Source organism: Peribacillus sp. B2I2 (genome assembly GCF_041261685.1).
Taxonomy (GTDB): Bacteria; Bacillota; Bacilli; order Bacillales; family DSM-1321; genus Peribacillus.
Genome location: NZ_JBGCCB010000001.1, coordinates 5,015,718 through 5,038,263 on the forward strand (window position 1 = coordinate 5,015,718; position 22,546 = coordinate 5,038,263).

A 22,546-nucleotide genomic window follows, 5' to 3' on the forward strand; every position below is an offset into this window, starting at 1 on the left:
ATAATTGGATAGATTCATTATAAAAGGGGGAACGAACCATGATACAGCAATTTGATGCATTAGTCGTGAACAAGCAAGATGATCAATTCACCGTTAACATTCAGAAACTATCAGTTGATGATCTGCCGCAAGAGGATGTGCTCATCCGTGTTCATTATTCCGGTGTGAACTATAAAGATAGCCTTGCCAGCATTCCAAATGGAAACATTGTCAGCAGCTATCCGATCGTTCCGGGAATTGATATGGCTGGTGTTGTCGTTTCATCTGAGGATTCCCGCTTTAAAAAAGGGGACGAAGTCATTGCGACCTCCTATGGGATTGGCGTTTCACAATCCGGCGGCTACAGTCAATTTGCCCGTGTTCCTGCAGATTGGATCGTTCCACTTCCTGATGGCCTTACAATGAAAGAGGCGATGATCATCGGAACGGCTGGTTTCACTGCAGCTTTATCGGTTCAGCGCCTGGAAGAAAATGATCTTACTCCTGGGCAAGGGAGCGTTCTCGTCACTGGGGCAACTGGCGGGGTTGGCAGTTTCGCTGTCTCGATCCTTTCCAAACTAGGCTATTCCGTTGAAGCGAGTACAGGAAAAGAATCGGAACATGGATACCTGAAGGAAATCGGTGCGACGACTATTATATCCCGGGAAGATGTATATGATGGCAAGCTGCGGGCACTGGGCAAACAGAAGTGGAGCGGGGCGGTAGATCCCGTCGGCGGTGAACCGTTAGCCTCGGTCCTTAGCCAAATCAAGTATGGCGGATCTGTAGCGGTCAGTGGATTAACGGCAGGTACAAGCCTTCCTGCCACCGTCTTTCCATTTATCCTCAGAGGCGTTAATTTACTTGGTATCGATTCGGTCAATTGCCCGATGGATACAAGATTGAAAGTTTGGCATCGCCTTGCCACCGACTTTAAACTTACGCATTTAGAACAGCTCGTTCAACAGGAAATTACAATTGATGAATTGCCTGACATCCTTCCTACCCTATTGAAAGGGGAAGCAAGAGGCAGAACGATCGTTAAGCTATAATCCAAAAAGTGACGAGAGCATGGCTTCTCGTCACTTTTCATTGTGAACTTTCATTGATTGGGAGAATGATTTCTACAATCGTCCCTTTTCCCACTTCGCTGCTGAAATGAATTTCCCCATTATGTTCATGGATGATTTTAGTACTGACCATGAGCCCCAACCCTGTTCCTTTTTCCGAGGTGCTATAAAAAGGCTGACCTATATGCTTCATGCGCTCATTTGAGATTCCACAACCTTGATCAATGAATCGGATCATTGCGGAGGCGCCCTCATAGTTTAACTGTATATGAAGTTTGCCGCCATTCGGCATGGCTTCTATCGCATTATTGACGACATTCGTGAATACTTGTTTTAACTGATTCGGTTCGCCAATGACTGATGCCAAATCCGTATTGAATTCCTTGATGATTTCAACATCATTCAATATCGCTTGAAACTCGGCTAACGTAATCACACTATCCAATATTTCGTTAAGCCGTATCGATTCACAAACCTTCGCTTCAGGCTCTGCTAAACTTAAAAATTCATTGGCCAGGATTTCGATTTTCTCAACTTCACTGACCGTCATTTCAAGATAGTCCTTTTGCTCAGGGTCTTCCCTTAATAATTGTAAAAATCCTTTTACCGTAGTTAATGGATTTCTTATTTCATGTGCGATACCCGCAGCCATCTGTCCTACCGCTGATAACATATTGGATTTACAGAGCAGCTCATCGGTCTTTTTACGCTCCGTAATATCCCTGCAGAATACCTGTATGGCTGGCTGACCTTTATAAATAATCGGAAGCCCGAGTGTTTCTCCATAAAATACTTGTCCGTCAAGTCGAATGAACTTTTGTTCCAGTAAACCAACCGCCTGATAATCGTCCCTCATTATCTCGATTCTTTTTTGTACACTTTCCCGGGAATCCAGGTGAACGAATTGAAAAACCGATTTACCGATAATATCTTCCACACTATCCATCCCAAGCATTTTTGCCCCCATGGGATTCATATACTCTATGATCCCATTGCGATGCACAAAAATCGCTTCAGGTGACACCTCCACTAAACTGCGATACCTTTGTTCACTTTCCTTCAAGGCAGCTTCAGCAAGTTTTTGATTCGTGATATCCCGATAAACGAAGACCAGTGCACACGGCTCATTTTCTTTATCCCGGATATTAAATAGGGAGATGCTCACATCGATTAACCGGCCATCCTTCCTTTGCCTGACCGTTTCAAAGCCTTTCTTTTGTACCCCAGCCCTAATCTGGTCATGCAATCCTTTGACTGATTCCTTCAAGAATTCAGGAATAATGGGAAATGGCATGCCAATGAGCTCATCATTCGTCCAACCAAAAAACTCTTCAAAAGCTGCATTTACTTGAAGAGTCTTACCTTCCAGATCAACAATGGAAATGGCGTCCGGGTTATTCTCCATGAAAGACCTGAATTTCCAAGTATTATCCTCCGACTGTTCCCCCATTTGCCCTTGTCCATAATTAATAAGCTCTTTACTCATCAATTTTTTTATTCCTTTCTTATCCGGAAATTTACTGTCTCAATTTTACAGTAACAGTAAATCATTTGCCAGTTTTATCATATGATATTTACCATTTAGGGATTGATGCACAAAGAGGCTAAACCTCCATAAGGTTCAGCCTCTTCATTAAAATGTATTATAAATATTTTGACATTCTGCACCTGTTGGTTCATAAAAGCAATGAAGCTTGAATCGCCCAACCAGAGGCTGATTATACCAGGTTGCCGGACAATCTCCCGGTGGCCTGAAGTACCATAGGCTAAATTTCGAGGGCCATAGCCTTTCACCACTTACACTGCGGCGTGCAAGCCTTTTTTCCCTATCCCTTGCTCGTTGATAAAAATACCCCTTCTGCACAGCTTCAAAGGCATGTTCCTGATAAATCATGTCTGGAATCGTCCTTAACCCTTTGAAATCGGAACAATTCGACCTGATCCGATTCACCCCTACATTCCCGATCATCAACATGCCTTGATCGCCTTCGCCCTCGCCTTCAGCTCTAAGCAACCTTGCCAATAAAGCAATATCGGCATCAGTGTGCTTTACAACAGCCATCCTATCACCTCCACTTTTTTATCCTATGCCTTGGAGATGGAAAAATGCTCCGTTTATTAACAAAACCTTCATATAGAGTACATGTCCCATCAATAATACAATCCTATACTTAAGTAAGGTTGGATAGCACGAGTGGCTATCATGGTATATGGCGAAGGCGGGGCCAATACTTTCTTATACATATAAAAAAGGCGGCACATATTGTGCCGTCTTTTATCTTGTCCCATCATTCTTTCTCTTCAAATGCGGCTTCAAACGCCAATGATACCTTTTCGAACTCTTCATCCGATTCGATATCGAGCAGCTCACCTTCGCCTTCGACCCTGAAAAAGAAAATATCGATATCTTCTTCAGTATCCTCTTCAATATCCTCAAGCAAACCTACCGCTACATATTCCGTTCCTTCTACATCCAATGATCCTAAAACCTCAACTTCATGGCCTTCATCATTATCATCAGAAAGAGTGAAAACTTCACCTTCACGAATTTTTCCCATATTACCTCTCCTCTCATATCCATTAATAATGGTGTTGTTTCCATAGTATATCGACTAATCCATATAGAAACAAATTTTTTCCTTGTAAAAATATAAATTCTATTCTTTCCAACATAATGTAATGTAAACGCAATAATTTTATACCTCGAATTTGAATAGACAATATTATGAAAAAAAATAAAAAATATTATCTATAACGTCACCGCTCACCTTTCAATATTCACCAATAATTCCTCTTCATTAACATTATTTTAAATATTATCTAAAAAAGGCTATAAAAATGTAATTTAATTCCGAATAATGTTATACATACTATTAATCAGCATATTGCACATGAACATAATGAAGGAGGAAATTTTCTTGGCTGCGAAAAGGGTCGATCACATTGGCATCGTTGTAAAAGATCTTGAAAAATCCATCGCCTTTTATCAAGATGTGCTGGATTTAAAATTAAAATTACGCATGCCTCATACTAATGGGGTAATCGAACTGGCATTCCTGGGTTACGAAGAGTCGGACGAAACAGAAATAGAATTGATTCAAGGATATAGCGACACACTGCCATCCGAAGCAACGATCCACCATTTTGCCATTACCGTGGATGATATCGAAGAAGAATATGCCCGGATCAAAAGCTTGGATAACACCGAGCTTATTGAGGAGGAAATCGTCACACTTCCAAATGGTTATCGCTATTTCTACGTTTATGGACCAGAAAAAGAGTGGATTGAATTTTTCCAAAGGTAACTAGCATACTAAAAAAGCAGAGTCCATGGGATTTCTGCTTTTTTAACGTTCACTCTTAAGCTATTCCTTCTGAACGGCCTTCAAAAATATCACTTCAGTCCATTTCCCATGAGCTTTTCCATGATAAATAACAGTCGCGCTTTCAAATGGTACGTTCATTTCATTTATAGCGAGAAAATCAAATTTTACAGATAAAAAACCTTTCTTTACTTAAATGAAGGAATTTCTTAATATATCCCATTTATCCTTAGATGTATCAAGTATATTTTTGGAGGTATGCATTTTGGGGAAAATGAGTAAAAAGGTAGCAGGAATTACGTTAGCGGGTACAGTAGCCCTTTCATCACTGGGTATTTCAACAATGAAGGAAGATGTTCAGGCAAAAGACAAGAAAAAAGAACCAACAAACGTCATCATGATGGTTATGGACGGAACAAGTACAGGTGCCACAACCCTTTCAAGGTGGTATAAAGGCGATAATCTGGCCATGGACGAAATGCTGGCTGGTGGTATGCGTACATACTCAGCTGAATCAGCGATTACAGACTCAGCTCCTGCAGCAACAGCGCTTGCGACAGGAAATAAATCCAATGATAAATTTGTCGGTGTCCTGCCATCCATCGTCAATTCTCCAGGGCTCGATCCGGTTAATCCGAAAAATGCCCATAAACCAGTCGCCAACGTATTGGAAGGGGCGAAACAAGCGGGAAAGGCAACTGGCATCATCTCTACCTCTGAAATCCAGCATGCTACACCCGCAGGCTTTTCAGCTCATGTGACACATCGAAGCAATTACGCTGATATTGCGGAACAGCAGGTTTATCAGGGCATTGACGTGGTTTTGGGAGGGGGCAAGGAATCCCTTTCACCAGGTAAAACAAAAAATGCAAGAATTGATGGGGAAAACCTTTTGGAAGTGCTTGATGATGGCAAATATGACTTTGTAGAAACCCGAGATGAGCTGTTAAACTCTAAATCTAATAAAATTTGGGGAAGCTTTGCACCAAGTGCCCTAGCATATGATTTTGATCGTGAAACAACAAAGCCAAGTGAGCCCACTTTAGCAGAAATGACCAATAAAGCCCTTAAAACCTTGAAAAAAGATAAAGACGGCTTCTTCCTATTTGTTGAAGGCAGCAAGATTGACTGGGCTGCTCACGGAAACGACACAATCGGAATGATCAGTGATACTTTAGCTTTTGATAATGCCGTGGACGAGGCACTTAAGTTTGCAAAAAAAGATGGAAACACAATGGTTATTGCTGTAACGGACCATGGGAACAGCGGAATTACAATGGGTAACTTAAACACGAACTCCTCTTACCCGGAAACACCCGTTTCAGCCTACATCGATCCATTAAAGAAAGCGAAGATGACAGTTGAAGGAGCTTTAAGTAAGTTGAAATCAGATAAATCCAATCTAAAGGAAGTTGCAGCCCTTTATGGACTTAATGATCTGACAGCTGAAGAATCAGCAAAACTATCCTCTTCTAAAAACGTAGGGGCTGACATGACAAAGCTGCTTGCTAACCGTGCCAACATTGGCTTTACAACAGGCGGTCATACAGGAGAAGACGTATTCCTGTATTCTTATGGCCCTTCAAAACCGACAGGATTAGTGGAGAATACAGATCTCGCTAAAAAAATGGCCCAATTCATGGGGTTTGATTTACAAAAGTTATCGAATCAACTATACATGAATGCTAAAGATTCCTTTGAGAAAAAGGGATATTCAACCCGTATTGATGTGTCTGACCCGAATAACCCAGTTTTCGTAGCAAAAAAGGGTAAGCAAAAAGTGGAGTTGCCTGCAAATAAGAATATCGTTATCATGAAGACTTCTAAGTCTATACAGCAAAAGAAAATAAATGCCATCACCGTTTACAATGGAAAAGACTTCTATATATCTGAACAAGCATTAAAGACAGTCAAGTAAGCATCACTTCTTTATAATGATGAGCGAATGGAAGGAGCCCCTGTTTTAACAAGGGCTCCGACTGTAGGCAAACTCAATGAAAATCGAGTTTGCCTACAGTTTTTTTTGATTAGTACAATTTGTCCACTCCAGGCACTCGCTTTCCGCGGGCGGTCCGGGAGCCTTTCCCGCAGGAGTCTGCACCTTCCGTTCCATTCACTTTTGCTTTAAAATTCAGATAGAAATCATACCTAAGGTGATGTAGGTGTGGCTTTGGGCCAATTGGTTCCTGAACATCGCTATGGTTTTATGATAAAGTCCGCCATACTCTTGGTTTGGTAACAACTACGGGCTAAAAAGGGTTTAGCCATGCGGCAATCTGGATCTTCAAAAAGGAGCCCATACTAGGGCTCCCTTTTTTATGACTGTTTTTTGTATTACTAGGACTTGATTCTAGTGAATGAAAGACTTTCATCCCTAATCACTTTCATCACCACGCTTCACCAGCTTGCCTTTTTGACACCCGGCAGATGCCCTTTATGTGCAAGTTCCCTAAAAACGATACGGGACATGTTAAATTTGCGCATATACCCACGCGGTCTCCCTGTTACTCCGCAACGATTGTGGACCCTTGTCGGCGAAGAATCCCGCGGGAGTTTGGCCAATGCAGCATAATCACCTTTCTCCTTCAATTCCCTACGGATTTCTGCATATTTTTCGACCATTGCCAACTGTTTTTGTGCTTTTACCACCTTGGATTTTTTCGCCATTTATATTCTCCTTTTTTAAACATAATGATTTTATTAATCCTATAACTGTTCACAATCCGTTCCGCTGCCTGCCTTGCTCCCGATATATTCATGGATATCGGGCCCATTTCAAGTTCAGCCAATGCTCCCGTGACATATAAACCAGGTCTCTACTGCAATGACTGCGATACAATCGGATAACCACATTCCGCGCAGCGTAAACCATGCGACTGGATGACTGGCGTTAGCCAATCCTTCCCTGGCATTGATGACTTAAAGCCGGTCGCCAAAAGGATCGTCCCTGTTTGTTGAATAACCTTTTCATTTTTATCCCTGAGGCTAATATGCCCATCCCTCCACACAGCGCTTATCACTTCAAGATCCATCACACGCAATAATCCCTGTTTAACTTGATTCATCAGCGCTTTATGTAAGTCAGGTGGAATGGATCCCTTATTACGGGCGTGGATAAGACTTTAGTAAAAATGCAGCCATCGTCGTACCTTGAATGCCTCCGCCAATAATGATCCATTCCAACATGAACTTCCCTCCTTTTACATCCAATCTCTTCATAAAGCATAATCATTACGATTTAAATCTCGATATTACTTCGTTTCACGGTGAAGCGTGTGTTTCTTTAAACGCGGGCAGTACTTTTTCAATTCGATCCTGTCCGGGTTATTCCGCTTGTTTTTCGTTGTGATATAGTTCCGGTCCCCTGATTCAGTGCATGCTAAAGTAATGTTCACTCTCATGTTTTTTTCCTCCTAAATTTTAATGGACTATTTCCGTAAATGCAGGTAATGGATCTTCATACAGAGACCAATCCTGCTGCAACTCTGCTGAAGTCAGTAAACATTGATCTAGTTCACGTTCTATCTCTTCTTGATTCATCTCGATGCCAATCATCACCAGCTCCGTCATCCGGTCACCATATACCGCATTCCACCGTTCCAGTAATTCAGGTGCTTCCTGCAAAATTTGGAGCTGTTCTTCCTCAGGGTAAGCTGCGACCCATTTACCGGCTGCTTGTATCGTTAATGACGGTCCTGCTTGCGATAGTAATCCGGCTATATCATTTCTTGATGCCAGCCAAAGGAAGCCCTTTGCCCGCACCACTTCCACCGGCCAACTTTCTAACCACGTCATCAGCCGTGATGGATGAAAGGGTAATTTCCTTCTGTAAACGAAGGATGAAATCCCGTACTCAAGGGTTTCAGGGATATGCTCTTCATTCAACTCTTTTATCCAGCCTGCACCTTGGCTTGCCTTTTCAAAATCAAATAAATGAGTATTCAATACTTCCTTTAGCTGCACCTTGGAATGATCCGTTTCGATGATCCTCGCATCTGCATTCATCTTATGAAGAACCGCTTTCAGTTCCTCCACGGCGTCAGCATCCATTAGATCAATTTTATTTAACAGGATGACATTGGCGAACTCTATCTGATCTATTAATAGATCGACAACTTCCCTGCCATCCGCAGTATCAGTTGCCTGCATCCTGTCAATAAGTGTTTCTCCGGAAGTGAAGTCTTGCCAAAAGTTATACCCATCAACAACGGTGACCATTGTATCCAGCCGGCAATATTCCGATAAATCAATTCCCATGCTTTCATCAACATAGGAGAAGGTTTGGGCTACAGGTACCGGTTCGCTTATCCCAGTCGATTCAATCACGATGTAATCAATGTCCCCTTGTTTCGCCAATTTCTCCACCTCGATCATTAAGTCCTCACGAAGCGTACAGCAAATGCAGCCATTCTGCATTTCCACAAGTTTTTCATCCGTCCGGGTAAACCCTCCCTTTTTGACCAGCGAAGCATCAATATTGATCTCACTCATATCATTAACGATGACGGCAACCTTCAGATCATTGCGATTTTCAAGTATATGATTCAAAAGCGTCGTCTTTCCCGCACCAAGGTATCCACTCAATACCGTAACGGGAATTTTCTCCTTCTCCATCCCTTGTCACTCCCTTACCTGTTTTATTATTTTTGTTTACAAATCAAAATCATTACGATTTAAATGCAAAAGTTAACCTCCATGAAAAATCACTCTTTAATAATAAAACGTAATCATTCCTATTTGCAAGCTTTTTTCAAAATTACCTCTCGAATACTCTTACTGAACATATGTAATCAGCCATTGCACCCAATACTCAGCATGGGCAATCACGGATAAATGAAAGGTGCTGACATTCTTCCTAAAACTAAAAACAAAAATTAAATGGAAGCCCAATCACACATAGCATCATGTGTAATGAACCTCCATTACAGTTTTATCATTTATTGTACTTCCATATTGACAAGCTGCTGATCATCAACAACGTATCATTATCCAATACATTTTTCTATTTCTTTGTTGCAAATCGAGAAAAAAATTATTGGTTACTGTGCTTATTCCGCCATTTCCCACCCTGAAGATTTTACTGTCTTTTGTTCAAAAGTTTCAATCTCTCTCTGTTTCGCCAGTTTAGAAGCTTGTGACACGGACCACGTTAAATTCCCAAAGGCAATCACTGTCCCGATTGAGATAACTAACACCTTTTTACAAAGTATTTTCTTCAATAGCTTCCTCCTGAAATGTATTGGAATACTCTAAATATAAACCAACATTGTTAACCTAACATGGAGCAGCTGTAAATGTACGAAATTATTTTTGTACATATGTAAACTTAAGTTCGGACACAAAAAGCTGAGTGCATATGCAGTCAGCTTTTCATAGGTTCTTCTTATTTATAAAACACTTTGTCGACGTTGTATTTAGCATGAAGTTTATTGATCATGTACGTTTCATAGATTTCACGTTCCATTGCATCTTCGACTATAAGAATGTCAATTTTCTTGACTTCATTACGATGCTCTTTAATTGGAGAAACATTATCCTCGAAGTGCTTTTTGACCCTTTGTCTTAATTTACGTGCTTTCCCGACAAAAATCAGCACATCGTTTTCATTGTAAAACAAGATGATGCCGCCTTTATCACGGGGAATCAAATGAAAATCGATAAACCCGTAAATTTCAGGAATGACGGCTTCGTCTCCTTCTATAACTTGCTTTCTTTGTTTAATGCTTATATCCGCTGCAGGGATTTCAATTTTAATCATTACAATTCACGTCCTCTATTTGTATAAGGTGAAACTTTCAATCGGGATCGAAACTCCAGTTTCACGCCAAGCTCATCACTTTAATCTTAAAGGTAAATGGTATCATAATTATCAATGAAAAGCCATGTATGCCTTGATTGGTTTAGATGAACTATTTTAAATATAAAGAAGAAGACTCGCTAAGAGCCTCCTTCTTTGTCGGGAATATCCTTTACCACCTGTGAGCCTTTGCATTGCTTCTTAGTATAATGTTTGTTTGCGATTCTTGCGTATGGCCATTAACTTGAGATTTTGAACGCTTAGGTCTTGTCCAATTATGGTGAAACTTTTGAGAATGTGGATCTAATTGATCTTTATAGCTCATTCTGTATCACCTCATCATTAGGATTTGAATATTCCGTCCAGTGATAGAAATCCCCATCACTTGTTCTAGTATTTTATTTTTCCAAGGCTTTTATACATATTCTTTAAAAAGCGAATTCAGATGACTTGCCTTTTGCAAGGACTTCCCCTTCTTCATCCACCGCATCACTTGTCATGAGGGATATTCCCTTTATGTTTCCATCATTTAGAATGAAACCGATGTTTCCGCTTTTTGAACCGTTTCCTTCTATTTTACCAGTAAGTTCTTCCAGGTAAATCTCATCTTCCCATGTCAGATGTTCTCCGCTGTCCGTTTCAAGGAAAGCAACTGGGGAAAACTTGATTTTTTTATCCGTATTATTTTTGATTTCCACGTTCACTTTTACGATATCGAAATCTTCATCATGCGTATAGCCGTGGAAGAAATCGATCATGCTGTAATCCGGAGTGGCATGCATCACTTTCATTTCTTTGACTTTAACCTCGATCGGACCAACATTCAACGTTTCATTCACTTTTTTATAGGCCTTCAAAGTTAATTCGCCTTTTGCATCGGAAACGTTCTGACCGATCTGGTTCAAGTTTATATCATCAGGAAGCTGTGGATTCGGAACATAGACATCCTTTTTTACCAGTGGTCGTGCACTTTCCTCTGTTTTTTCTTTAGCTGTTGTTTCTTCTTCGTAAGCTGGTTGGGTATTAAGAGCACCAAATGCCGTTAATAACAGGGCACCAATCATCAGTCTGTTCATTGAATCCCTCCCTGAAGTGTTATTACTTCTTTAATAGATCAAAGATGATTTTGGCATGATCCGTGTTATCGACCTGCCCGGCAAAACGCTCTTTATATGGCCCGTATGCGTAGACCGGTACATCTTCACCCGTATGTCCCCCGGTAGTCCATGCAGTATTGGTCCGATTATCGAATATGGCTTCAATGGCATTATCGACTTTCGTCACATTTTTTGTTTTGGCAGCTTCTGTTACCGTTTTGATTTCATCGTTAGTTAGCTTCACTTCATTTTGATCAATATATTGCTTTAACGTTTTTTCAACATCGGCGCCTTTGACGATGGCATCCGCCATGAAGTCAGGGGTGCGTTTGGCTGCCTTGATCGGTTCACCGTACCAGTTATAGATTCCTTTGGCTCCGATAGAGAATCCTCCTGTAGAGTGATCCGCAGTAGCCACCACTAAGGTATGTTTGTCTTTCTTCGCAAATTCTATGGCCGCTTTGTATGCTTTTTCAAAGTCTTCCATTTCACTCATTGCACCTACGATATCATTATCATGTCCTGCCCAATCGACTTGGCTTCCTTCGACCATAAGGAAGAAACCATCTTTATTTTTATTCAAACGCTTAATCGCCGAACTTGTCATGTCTTCCAAAGAAGGCGTTTCACTTGGGCGGTCAATCATTTTTGGGAGTCCTTCAGAGGCGAATAAACCAAGGACCTGCTCATTTTTGTCCTTAAGCATTTGATTTTTATCTGTCACATAACTATAACCGTCTTTTTCGAAGGCTTTCGCCAAATTGACATCCGGACGGACAAAATTGGATTCCCCACCGCCCAAGAGGACGTCAATTTTATGTTTGCCCTTGATTAAGTCATTATAATAATCGTCTGCGATTGAATTCATGTTTTTCCGATTTTCATCATGGGCGCCAAAAGATGCAGGTGTAGCATGGGTGATTTCTGAAGTGGCAACCAATCCCGTCGCTTTTCCTTTTTCCTTTGCTGCTTCCAATACGGTTTTGACTTCAGATTTATCATTATCCACTGCAATGGCAGCGTTATAAGTCTTCACTCCGGAAGACATTGCCGTTGCTGCCGACGCTGAATCCGTTATATTTTGTGCAGCATCTTCAGGGTAGGTCATCTGCTGGCCCACCAAGTATTTATCAAACTCTGTCCGTTCTGCCACCTGGGTACCAGGGTTATCTTTTAAATACCGGTAAGCGGAGGTATAGGAAACACCCATGCCGTCACCGATCAGGAAAATCACGTTCTTGATTTCGGGTTCTTTTTTTGAATTCCCCTTTGCCGAAACACGATCCGTAGCGGACCATGATAAACTTCCAAATGCTAATGCAGAAACGAGTGTGATGGGTAAAACCTTTTTACTCCATGTGCGATTCAAATGAATGACCTCCCATTAATGTTTTCTCTTTAATTAAACTATAGGTGAAGAAAATGAACTCAATGTCAAGGCTATGTAAAAATGCAGCAAGATAATTGTTAAGACAAAGTAAAGGCAGCTTGACTCGGAATTGCATGCCACTTTTATGAAGTTGTGGGTTATTCATGAAAATCATCAGTAGTGGGGTCATTTTACAGGTTTTAGAGGAATGAAAAAGATTTAGTTAACACCAGCGTGGGTAAGTGATCTTGAACCAAGTTCTTTTCATTCAACGTCTTCAAATCAGAGTGATTTGTTAGGTGTTTGAAAGTGCAAAAAAATTAATGGAGAAAAGAAAATAAAGCATCCAATCAGGATGCTTTATTTTCGCTTATAGAACTCTGTCGGAGGCCTGGTTATGGAGGTCATGCTATATGAAAAAGCGCTCCATTCAATGAAGCGCTTTTCACTGTCATTTCTCTACTATCTCTAAACATTCCAAAGCACGGGCCGCATTCACTCTCGCCAACTCGATTGAATCGGCAGATGACAGGGCGACAGCAACCCTTCTCCCTACCTTGGTAACCGGTTTTCCGAAAAGACGCACTTGTGTATTCGGTAAAGCCAAAGCTTGTTCAACACCGACTATAGAATATTCCGATAACTCATCTTGCGCTTTTAATGGACGGCTAGCACCTGGGGTGATCAGCGTGATTTCCGGGATCGGATATCCAAGTATCGCTCGAACATGCAGGGCAAACTCCGACAGATTCTGAGTCACTAATGTCACTAGCCCCGTATCATGAGGACGTGGGGAAACTTCACTGAAATAGACTTTATCCCCTGAGAGGAATAGCTCAACCCCGAATAATCCGTACCCTCCAAGTTCATCTGTAATGGCATGGGCAATTCTTTTAGCTTCCGCTATTTGCGCTTCTGTCATATTATGCGGCTGCCAGGATTCAATATAATCCCCGCCCTGCTGAATGTGACCTATGGGAGCACAATACATGGTACCGTTTACGGCTCGGACAGTAAGCAGCGTAATTTCCGAATCAAAAGAGATGAATTCTTCAATGATCACCCGTCCATTTTGAACCCGGCCGCCTTCCATGGCAATTTTCCAGCACTCTTCCAGGTCACCTTCCGTTCGGCACACACTTTGCCCTTTCCCTGAAGAACTCATCAGCGGTTTTACTACATTGGGAAATCCGACTTCTTTGGCAGCTTGGACAAATTCTTCATAGGTATCAGCGAATTTGTAGGCTGCAGTCGGAATCTCCAAGGTTTCGGAAGCCAACCTCCTGATTCCTTCACGATCCATAGTCAATTTAGCCGCTCTTGCCGTCGGAATGACGTGAAAGCCTTCCTCTTCCAACTTGACTAATTCAGATGTAGCAATGGCTTCGATTTCCGGCACAATCAAATCGGGTTGTTCTTTTTCTACAATTCCCCTTAGTTGTTCCGTATCCAGCATATCGATCACATAACTGCGATGAGCGACTTGCATGGCAGGGGCATGTTCATAGCGGTCTACAGCAATGGTCTCCACACCAAGCCGCTGTGCTTCAAGTATGACCTCTTTCCCCAATTCACCCGAACCCAATAATAAAATCTTTTTCGATTTATACATTCAGTCTCTCCTCCTCAATACCTTTAAAATCATTATATACGAACTATAACTAATAAACATAAATATTTATTCGTATTTTCAATCGATTTTCCCGGAAAATATAAAGTAAACACATCTATTTCAATAATTTTAAATACCAACTTGACAAATAGGATTAATGTATTTTATACTGCTTTTATATAAGGAACATATATAAGCTGACTAGTTCACTGGAGGCTCTCTATTCAACAAGAATAGGGGGTTTTTTCGTTTTTATCAATGAGGGAGGATTGCACTATGCAAAAGGAATCGCTACGGACCATTTCCCCTATCATGAATGAGAAGCAAAATGGGGGCTTAGAAGATATGGAGTACCTAAATCTGCCGGACAGAATATTTTTCCACTGGTGCCAGCAGCAATACCGACTGAATAGAGGGGTTTACAACACGATCGATCGTTGGTTCTATGAATATGGCATTGTCCATATTCTTTACCGCCGGATCAACTTATTAGCCTTTTTGGAATTCGCTTCTACCCCTGAACAAGATGCCGGAAAAACAAAGTTCATTAAATTCGGCAATGGTGGACTAACGCAAAAGTTGCAGGAATTCATTACAGATTAACCTGAATCTTATAGGGCCCTTATCAGTAATATGCCCATTCTCCTCCTACTGGTAAGGGACACTTATGCGAATGTCGAAATTTGCAATACGAATGTTTTTGTAAATGTAAGCGCTTTCTATTATAATGAAATTAGGTTGGATGGCATGCGTGGCCGTCAAAGTATCTGGCGTAGGTGGGGCCAATACTAGCGCTAAGGGAGACAAACTTCCTTACCGTAAAACTATTAGAATTCCTTTTGGTAGGGGCTGCATTATTACTAAGACGAAAACTGGAGAACGTCCTTACTTTTTAGGCTTAAAGCGAGTTAATCATGCAATCGATAAGTAAAGCATAACTTTACTTATTCTTTGCAGCAGCCCTCATCGTTTCAAGTCTAATAGTTTATAAGACTAAAAAGCTCTACCCCAGGAAACGGAGTTGAGCTTTTTCATTTGGTCAAAATTCACATATATAGCCCTGCTAAGAAAATCCCAAGCGATTTCTGATAAATCTCATCGAACTGTGATATAGGAAGGGGATTGGTTCCTTTGCCCAGCTCCACGGTAAATCCTGGCCTTCGCCAATCCTGAATGTACCAATCCTTATAGCCTGCGTAACTATTGGCGGATTTGACAGGCTCATATCCACTGACCCTCGCAAACTCATTGACTATCGTTTCGGACTCGGGTGGTTCCAACTCTTCAAACCCCCAATAAATGACCTCTCCTTGGGTATGGAAAGCAAGGACTTTGCCAAAATCGCGTTTTCTTGTCAACTCTGACATTGCAATCGCTTCAGGCTGCGTAAGTGGGCCTTCCCCAGGATAGTTTGCCGGACCTGGCTCCGTTACATTATTGCGCGCTTGTTCCAATTCCCATTTGGCGGGAAATTGATCATTCAGATCCACTCCATTGATATTGGCTTTCCAGCCAGAGAAGTCTTCGCTGCCATTATTCCATTCCACGAGCTGACCTTTCAATGACTCATCTGCAGGCGGGCCTTTCAGAACCAACTCCACTCCGTCCGGATTCACCATCGGAACGACCGATAACATCGTCTGTTGATAAAAAGGAAACATGGATAGACCGCGGATGTCAGCCTGATTCGTGATTGCGAGTAAATAATCATTTAAAAAGGTCATGACCACAGGTGTCGTAATCCACTCATTGGCATGAAAGGATCCATTATAGTGAACTCGTTTGTTACCATTTCCAATCAGCACTTCGGGGATATCCCTTTCAAGCACCGAGTCCCCAATTGGGGATGTTTTAATAAATGGATAGATATTTTTCAAACGTCTTACATCAGTCACCATCATCTCATAATCATATTCCTGGTTTCCTTGAACTAGCCTCCATGTAATCCTTAATGGCACAGAAATCGTTTGACCAACTTGCAGGGCATTCGGGTTGAGATTAGGATTAACCAAAAATAGGGCGTCCAATGAAAGATTACGTGATTTGGCAATTGCCCATAAAGAATCCCCTTGCCTAATCTTATGGCCGGTCGTCGTAAAGCCAGGAATTTTGATTTGCTGTCCTATCATAAGCGCAAGTGGATCAATCCCACTATTGGAATCAATGATAAGTTGGTAATTCACCTTGAATAATTGGCTATAATACCACAAGGAATCATTCTGCCTCACAAAAACGTCCATACTGCACCTCCTCTTAACCAAATGTATGCTGATTCGATTTAATTATTGCCAAAGCACCCGTGCCATCTTGATAGGGACTTCATGATTAATGATCCTCACTCCTCAAATCGAACCAAATTGGGGGCATCCTTCGGAATGCTTAAATAATGCTTGGTACTCCCATAGGTACCATCAGGATCCACTCCCTGATATCTTTTGAATTTCGCCATCCGATCTTCTTCTTTGACCCAGCCCAGATGCTTCAAGCGGATGTCAGATAACTTGTGAGGCAATTCAAAAACATTTCTCCAAATCTCCCGCTATGCTGCGGCCTATCGTTCCACTTGCATTCAAACCCCTCACGATACCTGACCTGGAACGGCCGATAGTACTGGTGAGCGCACCAGAGTTCATCCTCCTTGTAATGGGTTTCATTCCAAAAGTCATATAACCGGATTTTCTTGATCGCTCATCTTCATTGTCATCAATGAAAAAATGGCCAATCTCCATTCCCTCCACATCCAAGCGTTCAAGTTAGAGTAAAAGCTTTTGTAAAATATGTGGTTTCTGGTAAATTGGACTGCCTACTAAAACCCGTTTCTTTTTGTCATTAACTCCACCCTTTACCGATAAACTAAGTACCCAGCCCCCTATTGATCTGAAAGCATTACTTCCTTTACGAACATTTATAACTATATATTCATACCGAACTTGTTGGGTGTCAGTGATACCTTGTTCCACGCTTTATAAAACGATGGCTTTAATTCATCAACTTGCAGCAGCCACCTTTTTGGCGTCCTATTTCTTGGGGTCAAGGTCAGAATATCATCGCCTTCCTGATGAACAGGACATCCCGGTATAAAAAAAGGCACCCATTCATGAATGGATGCCTTTTTGCTTTAAAAATAGATTGGGAGTTCCATATTTTACGCTTCTTGTGGTACCGCCAAGCCTAAGCCTTCAGCTATGCGCGTTCCGTATTCCGGATCGGCTTTGTAAAAATGGCTGATTTGACGAAGCTTGATTTCTTCCAATTCAACAGGTTTCATTGCGCCCACAATCGTTTCGACAAGGCGAGTTTTCTCTTCCGCACTCAATAGACGGTATAAGTCACCTGCTTGAATGTAGTGATCATCACTATTATGACCCACTTGTGCAGCTTTTCCAGTCACCTCGAAAGGAGTGACTTTATTTTCCGTTGATTCTGCAGGACCGCCAAAGCTATTCGGCTCATAATAAACAGATCCCTTTCCATTGTCATCCGCCCGCATGAAGCCATCACGCTGGTAGTTGTTCGCTTCGACTTTCGGACGGTTAACCGGAAGCTGGTTGTGATTCGAGCCTACACGGTAACGGTGTGCATCTCCATATGCAAATAGACGTCCTTGAAGCATCTTATCTGGGGAAGCTTCAATTCCTGGCACGAACGTCCCCGGTGAGAACGTGGCTTGTTCCACTTCTGCAAAATAGTTTTCAGGATTTCGGTTCAATTCCATACGGCCAAGCTCGATTAGCGGATAATCTTTTTGAGACCATACCTTCGTTACATCAAATGGATCGAAACGGTATGTATCCGCATCTTCCAAAGGCATGATCTGAACATATAATTTCCATGCAGGGAAGTCCCCTTTTTCAATGGCATTGAAAAGGTCTTCCGTATGGTAATCAGGGTTTTCACCTGCTAGTTTTGCAGCTAGATTCACATCAAGGTTTTTGATGCCCTGTTCTGTTTTGAAGTGGTATTTCACCCAAACGCCTTTTCCTTCATCATTCACCCATTTAAATGTGTGGCTTCCGAAACCATGTGTATGACGGAGTGTAGCAGGAATGCCCCGGTCGGACATCAGGATCGTTACTTGATGTAAGGATTCTGGTGAATGTGACCAGAAATCCCAAACTGCAGTCGGGTTTTTCAAATGTGTTCTAGGATCTCTTTTTTGTGTATGAATGAAATCGGGGAATTTAATCGCATCGCGAATAAAGAATACAGGCGTATTATTACCGACGATATCGTAGTTTCCTTCTTCCGTGTAGAATTTAACGGCAAATCCACGCGGGTCACGGACTGTATCGGCAGATCCCAATTCACCGGCTACTGTAGAGAAACGGATAAAAAGATCTGTCTTCTTGCCTACACCATTGAAAAGTTTAGCTTTCGTATACTGAGAAAGGTCGTTCGTTACTTCGAAAGTACCGAATGCACCGGCACCTTTCGCATGAACTACACGTTCAGGCACACGTTCACGGTTGAAGTGGGCTAGCTTTTCCAACAAGTGTACATCTTGAATGAGTACAGGACCGCGTTCGCCGGCAGTGATTGAGTTTTGATTATCTCCAACTGGTGCTCCCCAGCTTGTAGTAAGGTTTTTCTTGTTCGTCATTATTGAACCACCTTTTTCATTATTATTTATGTATATAATGATAAAGCTTCTCAGAAAAAAATCAATACTTATTTATAATAATTTTAATATAATAATCAATTCATTAAGTCACCATTAATATTTCACCCCAAAACATACCCATAATATGGATTACTCGTACTTTATAAATGTTGGTTGTACAACATATAAACAAATTAATATTCCTAATAATGGTATACGACCCTCATGCCCAATATTCCTTCGTAATAAGTGTTTTTATCATTTCTCCTACTAATGGGATAGTAAACGAGAATGAGAGATAGATGCTTTCTTGATACGATGCAGCTGCACCTGGTTCCTTCTATTTATTTTATAACAATCCAGATGATTCTCCTGTGACTTTGTTCACTTCATTAGCCTTTATTTACATAAAGTGTAGAAGGATGCATTTTGTTGATTCCCGATTTCATCAGACTTGATCCATTCACGTACATTTTGGATTTCAAAAATCCATGAATTCCTATAAAAAAATTGACTGAAACAAGGTATCCATATGAGGACATCCCCCTTATTTTGCTAGAGAAATTGTAAACATACTGGTTTGTATTCGTATAGAAAATAAGATACTATTACGTTAAAATGACCGTCCAATAAGAGTAAGGGTGATATAAATGAATGAGCGGAAACAACAGGTAGTTAAATATGCACACCAATTATTTATCGAAAAGGGTTATCAAGCAACATCCATTCAGGACATTTTGGATTATAGCGGCATTTCAAAAGGAACATTTTATAACTATTTTTCTTCTAAAAGCGAATTGCTTAAGGCAGTCTTCCTGACTACCCTAGAAAAATTAGAAAAAGAGCGGAATGAATTGCTGATTGGGCAAAACCTTGGAGATATTGAAATATTCATCAAACAATCCGAATTGCAAATGCACTCCAATAAAAGTAATAAACTCTTTTCCTTATATGAAGAAGTAATGATTTCGAATGATACCGAACTTAAGAACTTCATAACCCATGCTAAATTCCAGCATATACATTGGCTATCAAAACGGTTTCTGGATATTTTCGGCGCTGAGAAAAAACCCTATATTTTGGACTGTGCCATTCTTTACTCGGGGATGATGCATCAAACGATTCATTTTAATGCCTTGGCTAAAGAGCCCGATTTCAACCCTACTGAAGTTATCCGTTATTGTGTGGACCGGATCAAAACCATTTTCGAAGATGTTAGCCAGTCTGGCGTACAGCTTTTAGAACCCGATCAAATCAAGCAATGGCTGCCGGAGTGCTTCAATACACAGCAGGATTTTCATACAGCACTACTGCACTCTGCAAACGACCTAAAAAAGATGATCTTGAAGCTATGTCAAGATGATGAAGCTGAACGGGTGAAAAACTTAAAATTAATTCACTTTATCCAAGAGGAATTTTTACAAAACAGTGATCCGCGAACCTTTCTCATCGAAAGTGCCCTGCTTTCCTTAAACACCAATCCAAAGCTGAAAAACACATTGGAGTTAAGTGAATTCGAAAAGATCATTGCCATCAACTAATGGAATAAGACCCTAAAAGGGTCCTTTTCTTTTCCGGGGGGAGTACATATCCGCATCCCTCTTTTTTGTGACAATTCTGCAAACATATAACTGAAATTCATGAAATTTTAGTATAATGACTTGTAGTAAAGTGACTTCAGGAGGAGTTTTTCATGAACATAATAATGCGCTTTCTTATCAACGGGCTGGTATTGCTCGTTATTGACTGGCTTCTCGACTCCATCACGATCAAATCTTACGGTACAGCCCTGCTGGCGGTTTTTATATTATCAATCATGAACTTGCTGGTTAGACCCATTCTGCAACTTATCACATTGCCGATCACCATCCTGACGTTCGGGTTGTTTTCTTTCATTATCAATGCCTTCACATTTCAAATCACCTCCTATGTAGTGAGTGGCTTTGTAATAGATTCTTTTTGGGGAGCTTTAATCGGATCATTTCTATTGAGTTTCATTCAAAGCCTTCTTATAAAAAAGAGTAAAAAAAACCGTCAGTAGGATGCTGACGGTTTTTCGTATCCATGTCATTTCCATAACGGCCTTCGATATTTCCCGGGCTATTTCCCTAAATTTCGCTAACCCTCACTAGCTGTATTCTCTCATTTTTGACAATCCAGAAGGAGAAGGCACCATTTATCCATAACTTTACATATACATGCCGACTTTTTTGGAAGTGGCTATGAATCGATTTATGGAGGAATGACATGTTCACAAAACATGAACCAAGACTTATCCTGTCCATTTTACTCGTGCTTGCATTCTTTATTCCCGCACTTTTCGGCACCCCTTCACTAGCCGCGGCTGGCGATGGCAGCTTGTCATCTCCTTTCTCCGTTTCCCAAGCCATTGCAAATCAAGACAGCACGATTAAAACAGTCAGTGGCTATGTAGTGGGACAGCCCACCTCTGCTAACACCGTAGTCACGAACAGCTATCCAAATGATTATGCCATAGCCTTAGCAGACAGTTCCACGGAAACAAACATTGCCAATATGGTATATGTTCAGATCCCATCTTCCTTTCGACCTGAATTTGGGTTGAAATCGAATCCTTCCTTAAAGGAAAAAAAGTCACCGTAACCGGAGCACTGAGTGCATATTTCACCCATCCAGGCTTAAAAGATGTTTCTGCCATGGTTTCAGGGAATGATTCACCAGAACCGGAGACACCCGGGGTCGGCTCATACTATGAATCAGCCAGCGGAAAATCAGGGGCTTCTTTAAAGAGTTCCCTCCATGAAATCATCGATGACCATACGGAAATATCGTATACAAATGTCTGGGACGCTTTACGGAAAACCGATGAGGACCCGAATAACGCCAATAATGTCATTCTTCTTTATACAGGGCGTTCTCAAGGAAAAACAATAAACGGATCTGGTGTCAATGATTGGAACCGTGAACATGTCTGGGCAAAATCACATGGCGATTTTGGCACCACTTTAGGACCTGGCACCGATCTACATCACCTTCGGCCGACTGATGCGTCCGTCAATAGTACAAGAAACAACCTGGACTTCGATAATGGAGGTTCTGAACACACCGAAGCGAAAGGAAATTACTATGACTCGGATTCTTGGGAACCTCGCGATAGTGTCAAAGGGGATGTCGCCCGAATGCTGTTTTATATGGCGGTTCGTTACGAGGGCGATTCAGGGGAAGTCAATTTAGAGCTAAATAATCAAGTGAACAATGGTACAGCCCCGTATCATGGTAAATTGGCTGTCTTACTGGAATGGAATGAACAGGACCCTGTAGATGCCTTCGAGCGTAACCGAAATGAGGTCATTTATAATGAATATCAACATAATCGCAACCCTTTCATAGATCATCCAGAATGGGCCTCCGCCATCTGGCAATGATAAACAAAAAGCTGTTCCTTTACATTGGGACAGCTTTTCATCATAAATAGTCTAAATTTTTGGAAAAATCACATAATTATATTTTGTTTAAATAGCATTCCATTTAGTTATATAAGATTATTATATAATGAAAACAGGTAAGATCCCCTTCATGGTAAGCGTTTTCATTTTTTGCTTTACAATCTCCCTATTAAAATATATTATTTAGTTGTAATATTATGTGAAAAATCAATAAATAATATGTATTCAGCTCTACTAGTGATAAAATGCTAGATAGAGAAAACTTCACTCCAAC

24 protein-coding genes and 1 pseudogene are annotated in these 22,546 nt (G+C 41.2%); 8 read left to right on the top strand and 17 right to left on the bottom strand.

Features of this window, described 5'->3' with window-relative positions:
• The first annotated feature begins 38 nt into the window (after positions 1-38).
• Positions 39-1,031 (top strand): NADPH:quinone oxidoreductase family protein, encoded by a 993-nt coding sequence (locus ABIE66_RS25020; protein WP_370016675.1) that lies wholly within the window; start codon positions 39-41, stop codon positions 1,029-1,031.
• Between the two features lie 37 nt (positions 1,032-1,068).
• Here ABIE66_RS25020 and ABIE66_RS25025 read toward each other — a convergent pair whose 3' ends face one another.
• From ABIE66_RS25025 to ABIE66_RS25035, 3 genes are all read right to left on the bottom strand, one after another.
• Positions 1,069-2,535: a PAS domain-containing sensor histidine kinase gene (locus ABIE66_RS25025; protein WP_370016676.1), complete on the bottom strand. Its 1,467-nt coding sequence runs from the start codon at positions 2,533-2,535 to the stop codon at positions 1,069-1,071.
• A gap of 147 nt (positions 2,536-2,682) precedes the next feature.
• A complete protein-coding gene (locus ABIE66_RS25030) occupies positions 2,683-3,111 on the bottom strand; it encodes a cell wall hydrolase (protein ID WP_289326772.1) in 429 nt (142 codons plus the stop codon).
• Positions 3,112-3,337: 226 nt separating this feature from the next.
• A complete protein-coding gene (locus tag ABIE66_RS25035; protein ID WP_289326773.1) occupies positions 3,338-3,607 on the bottom strand; it encodes a DUF1292 domain-containing protein in 270 nt (89 codons plus the stop codon).
• A 360-nt stretch (positions 3,608-3,967) separates the two neighbouring features.
• Here ABIE66_RS25035 and ABIE66_RS25040 point away from each other — a divergent pair, with 360 nt between their 5' ends.
• Together ABIE66_RS25040 and ABIE66_RS25045 are read left to right on the top strand one after the other, a co-directional pair.
• Positions 3,968-4,354 (top strand): VOC family protein, encoded by a 387-nt coding sequence (locus tag ABIE66_RS25040; RefSeq protein WP_289326774.1) that lies wholly within the window; start codon positions 3,968-3,970, stop codon positions 4,352-4,354.
• A gap of 292 nt (positions 4,355-4,646) precedes the next feature.
• On the top strand, positions 4,647-6,290 hold the full coding sequence (locus ABIE66_RS25045; RefSeq protein ID WP_370017114.1) for an alkaline phosphatase: 1,644 nt from the start codon (positions 4,647-4,649) through the stop codon (positions 6,288-6,290).
• 479 nt (positions 6,291-6,769) lie between these two features.
• On the opposite strand, the gene rpsN is transcribed toward ABIE66_RS25045, so the two are convergent.
• The 10 genes from rpsN to purT form a co-directional block, all read right to left on the bottom strand.
• On the bottom strand, positions 6,770-7,039 hold the full coding sequence (rpsN, locus tag ABIE66_RS25050; RefSeq protein WP_289326775.1) for a 30S ribosomal protein S14: 270 nt from the start codon (positions 7,037-7,039) through the stop codon (positions 6,770-6,772).
• 149 nt (positions 7,040-7,188) lie between these two features.
• On the bottom strand, positions 7,189-7,437 hold the full coding sequence (locus ABIE66_RS25055) for a hypothetical protein (RefSeq protein WP_370016677.1): 249 nt from the start codon (positions 7,435-7,437) through the stop codon (positions 7,189-7,191).
• A 186-nt stretch (positions 7,438-7,623) separates the two neighbouring features.
• Positions 7,624-7,773 carry a 50S ribosomal protein L33 gene (gene rpmG / locus ABIE66_RS25060; RefSeq protein WP_034310390.1) on the bottom strand — a complete coding sequence of 50 codons (150 nt, stop codon included), beginning with the start codon at positions 7,771-7,773 and terminating at the stop codon, positions 7,624-7,626.
• Positions 7,774-7,792: 19 nt separating this feature from the next.
• Positions 7,793-8,986 carry a GTP-binding protein gene (locus ABIE66_RS25065; RefSeq protein WP_289314589.1) on the bottom strand — a complete coding sequence of 398 codons (1,194 nt, stop codon included), beginning with the start codon at positions 8,984-8,986 and terminating at the stop codon, positions 7,793-7,795.
• A 434-nt stretch (positions 8,987-9,420) separates the two neighbouring features.
• Positions 9,421-9,591 carry a hypothetical protein gene (locus ABIE66_RS25070; RefSeq protein ID WP_181762212.1) on the bottom strand — a complete coding sequence of 57 codons (171 nt, stop codon included), beginning with the start codon at positions 9,589-9,591 and terminating at the stop codon, positions 9,421-9,423.
• Between the two features lie 164 nt (positions 9,592-9,755).
• Entirely contained in the window at positions 9,756-10,136 is a 381-nt protein-coding gene (locus ABIE66_RS25075; RefSeq protein WP_289327401.1) for a nucleotide excision repair endonuclease, read from the bottom strand.
• A gap of 205 nt (positions 10,137-10,341) precedes the next feature.
• Positions 10,342-10,494, bottom strand: a complete 153-nt coding sequence (locus tag ABIE66_RS25080; RefSeq protein WP_072272311.1) for a YpzG family protein — start codon at positions 10,492-10,494, stop codon at positions 10,342-10,344.
• 103 nt (positions 10,495-10,597) lie between these two features.
• Entirely contained in the window at positions 10,598-11,245 is a 648-nt protein-coding gene (locus ABIE66_RS25085) for a DUF4352 domain-containing protein (protein ID WP_370016678.1), read from the bottom strand.
• Between the two features lie 22 nt (positions 11,246-11,267).
• Positions 11,268-12,635, bottom strand: coding sequence for an alkaline phosphatase (locus ABIE66_RS25090; RefSeq protein WP_370016679.1), 1,368 nt, complete (start codon positions 12,633-12,635; stop codon positions 11,268-11,270).
• A gap of 451 nt (positions 12,636-13,086) precedes the next feature.
• On the bottom strand, positions 13,087-14,247 hold the full coding sequence (gene purT, locus ABIE66_RS25095; RefSeq protein ID WP_370016680.1) for a phosphoribosylglycinamide formyltransferase 2: 1,161 nt from the start codon (positions 14,245-14,247) through the stop codon (positions 13,087-13,089).
• A gap of 276 nt (positions 14,248-14,523) precedes the next feature.
• On the opposite strand from purT, the gene ABIE66_RS25100 reads away from it, so the two are divergent.
• Positions 14,524-14,850: a hypothetical protein gene (locus ABIE66_RS25100; protein WP_289326781.1), complete on the top strand. Its 327-nt coding sequence runs from the start codon at positions 14,524-14,526 to the stop codon at positions 14,848-14,850.
• A gap of 443 nt (positions 14,851-15,293) precedes the next feature.
• On the opposite strand, the gene ABIE66_RS25105 is transcribed toward ABIE66_RS25100, so the two are convergent.
• The 4 genes from ABIE66_RS25105 to katA all read right to left on the bottom strand — a co-directional run bounded on the left by ABIE66_RS25105 (position 15,294) and on the right by katA (position 18,847).
• On the bottom strand, positions 15,294-16,487 hold the full coding sequence (locus ABIE66_RS25105; RefSeq protein WP_370016681.1) for a M14 family metallopeptidase: 1,194 nt from the start codon (positions 16,485-16,487) through the stop codon (positions 15,294-15,296).
• 95 nt (positions 16,488-16,582) lie between these two features.
• Positions 16,583-16,759: a hypothetical protein gene (locus ABIE66_RS25110; protein WP_370016682.1), complete on the bottom strand. Its 177-nt coding sequence runs from the start codon at positions 16,757-16,759 to the stop codon at positions 16,583-16,585.
• A gap of 1 nt (position 16,760) precedes the next feature.
• Complete coding sequence (locus ABIE66_RS25115) at positions 16,761-16,976, bottom strand: hypothetical protein (RefSeq protein ID WP_370016683.1); 216 nt, start codon at positions 16,974-16,976, stop codon at positions 16,761-16,763.
• 416 nt (positions 16,977-17,392) lie between these two features.
• Positions 17,393-18,847, bottom strand: coding sequence for a catalase KatA (gene katA / locus ABIE66_RS25120; protein ID WP_370016684.1), 1,455 nt, complete (start codon positions 18,845-18,847; stop codon positions 17,393-17,395).
• Positions 18,848-19,497: 650 nt separating this feature from the next.
• Here katA and ABIE66_RS25125 point away from each other — a divergent pair.
• The 4 genes and pseudogenes from ABIE66_RS25125 to ABIE66_RS25140 form a co-directional block, all read left to right on the top strand.
• A complete protein-coding gene (locus ABIE66_RS25125; protein ID WP_289326786.1) occupies positions 19,498-20,388 on the top strand; it encodes a TetR/AcrR family transcriptional regulator in 891 nt (296 codons plus the stop codon).
• A gap of 152 nt (positions 20,389-20,540) precedes the next feature.
• Positions 20,541-20,888 (top strand): phage holin family protein, encoded by a 348-nt coding sequence (locus ABIE66_RS25130; protein ID WP_289314575.1) that lies wholly within the window; start codon positions 20,541-20,543, stop codon positions 20,886-20,888.
• A 206-nt stretch (positions 20,889-21,094) separates the two neighbouring features.
• Complete coding sequence (locus ABIE66_RS25135) at positions 21,095-21,469, top strand: DUF6359 domain-containing protein (protein ID WP_370016685.1); 375 nt, start codon at positions 21,095-21,097, stop codon at positions 21,467-21,469.
• Between the two features lie 101 nt (positions 21,470-21,570).
• Positions 21,571-22,251, top strand: a pseudogene (locus tag ABIE66_RS25140) (endonuclease I family protein); the annotation flags it as partial.
• Between the last annotated feature and the right edge of the window lie 295 nt (positions 22,252-22,546).

Bases quoted from the DNA above. Each gene is read 5' to 3' on its own strand.
- ABIE66_RS25020 (WP_370016675.1), top strand. From the start codon at position 39: ATGATACAGCAATTTGATGCATTAGTCGTGAACAAGCAAGATGATCAA.
- ABIE66_RS25025 (WP_370016676.1), bottom strand. From the start codon at position 2,535: ATGAGTAAAGAGCTTATTAATTATGGACAAGGGCAAATGGGGGAACAG.
- ABIE66_RS25030 (WP_289326772.1), bottom strand. From the start codon at position 3,111: ATGGCTGTTGTAAAGCACACTGATGCCGATATTGCTTTATTGGCAAGG.
- ABIE66_RS25035 (WP_289326773.1), bottom strand. From the start codon at position 3,607: ATGGGAAAAATTCGTGAAGGTGAAGTTTTCACTCTTTCTGATGATAAT.
- ABIE66_RS25045 (WP_370017114.1), top strand. From the start codon at position 4,647: ATGAGTAAAAAGGTAGCAGGAATTACGTTAGCGGGTACAGTAGCCCTT.
- rpsN (WP_289326775.1), bottom strand. From the start codon at position 7,039: ATGGCGAAAAAATCCAAGGTGGTAAAAGCACAAAAACAGTTGGCAATG.
- ABIE66_RS25055 (WP_370016677.1), bottom strand. From the start codon at position 7,437: ATGAATCAAGTTAAACAGGGATTATTGCGTGTGATGGATCTTGAAGTG.
- rpmG (WP_034310390.1), bottom strand. From the start codon at position 7,773: ATGAGAGTGAACATTACTTTAGCATGCACTGAATCAGGGGACCGGAAC.
- ABIE66_RS25065 (WP_289314589.1), bottom strand. From the start codon at position 8,986: ATGGAGAAGGAGAAAATTCCCGTTACGGTATTGAGTGGATACCTTGGT.
- ABIE66_RS25080 (WP_072272311.1), bottom strand. From the start codon at position 10,494: ATGAGCTATAAAGATCAATTAGATCCACATTCTCAAAAGTTTCACCAT.
- ABIE66_RS25085 (WP_370016678.1), bottom strand. From the start codon at position 11,245: ATGAACAGACTGATGATTGGTGCCCTGTTATTAACGGCATTTGGTGCT.
- purT (WP_370016680.1), bottom strand. From the start codon at position 14,247: ATGTATAAATCGAAAAAGATTTTATTATTGGGTTCGGGTGAATTGGGG.
- ABIE66_RS25100 (WP_289326781.1), top strand. From the start codon at position 14,524: ATGCAAAAGGAATCGCTACGGACCATTTCCCCTATCATGAATGAGAAG.
- ABIE66_RS25105 (WP_370016681.1), bottom strand. From the start codon at position 16,487: ATGGACGTTTTTGTGAGGCAGAATGATTCCTTGTGGTATTATAGCCAA.
- ABIE66_RS25115 (WP_370016683.1), bottom strand. From the start codon at position 16,976: ATGGAGATTGGCCATTTTTTCATTGATGACAATGAAGATGAGCGATCA.
- katA (WP_370016684.1), bottom strand. From the start codon at position 18,847: ATGACGAACAAGAAAAACCTTACTACAAGCTGGGGAGCACCAGTTGGA.
- ABIE66_RS25125 (WP_289326786.1), top strand. From the start codon at position 19,498: ATGAATGAGCGGAAACAACAGGTAGTTAAATATGCACACCAATTATTT.
- ABIE66_RS25130 (WP_289314575.1), top strand. From the start codon at position 20,541: ATGAACATAATAATGCGCTTTCTTATCAACGGGCTGGTATTGCTCGTT.
- ABIE66_RS25135 (WP_370016685.1), top strand. From the start codon at position 21,095: ATGTTCACAAAACATGAACCAAGACTTATCCTGTCCATTTTACTCGTG.